Source organism: Microbacterium sp. K35 (assembly GCF_004794375.1).
In the GTDB taxonomy this organism is placed as follows: domain Bacteria; phylum Actinomycetota; class Actinomycetes; order Actinomycetales; family Microbacteriaceae; genus Microbacterium; species Microbacterium sufflavum.
In genome coordinates, this window is the sequence record NZ_SSDM01000310.1 from 1 (window position 1) to 450 (window position 450).

A 450-nucleotide genomic window follows, 5' to 3' on the forward strand; every position below is an offset into this window, starting at 1 on the left:
CCCGCGCCAGCTACCTGGGCGAACGCAGCGCGGGGCACCTCGACCCGGGCGCGGCCTCCACCGCGATCCTGTTCGACACGCTCGCCGCCGCGATCGCGGACAGCGCCTGATGATCGGCATCGTCGCCGTCTCCCACAGCGCCCGGCTCGGGGAGGCGGCGCTCGAGCTCGCCCTCCAGATGGTGCCGGGGGGAGGCGTGCGCGTCGAGGTGGCGGCGGGCGCGGGGGTCGACGCCGACGGTGCCCCGGTACTCGGGACCGACGCCGTGGCCGTCGCGACCGCGATCGATGCGCTCGCCGCGGACTGCGACGGGGTGCTGGTGCTGATGGACCTCGGGTCCGCGGTGCTGAGCGCCGAGCTCGCGCTGGAGCTGCGGGCGAGCGACGTGCCGGTGCGCCTGGTGCCCGCGCCGTTCGTGGAGGGGCTGCTCGCCGCGGTGGTCGCCGCCGC

The 450-nt window shown here is 77.3% G+C and carries 2 protein-coding genes; both read left to right on the forward strand.

The window, feature by feature from the left end:
- The coding region (locus DW299_RS12295) for a DAK2 domain-containing protein (protein WP_136036758.1) at positions 1–110 on the forward strand (110 nt) is incomplete at its 5' end.
- Positions 110–450 (forward strand): PTS sugar transporter subunit IIA domain-containing protein (locus tag DW299_RS12300; RefSeq protein ID WP_446724800.1); only part of this gene is annotated, 341 nt, incomplete at its 3' end. The genes DW299_RS12295 and DW299_RS12300, both read left to right, overlap by 1 nt.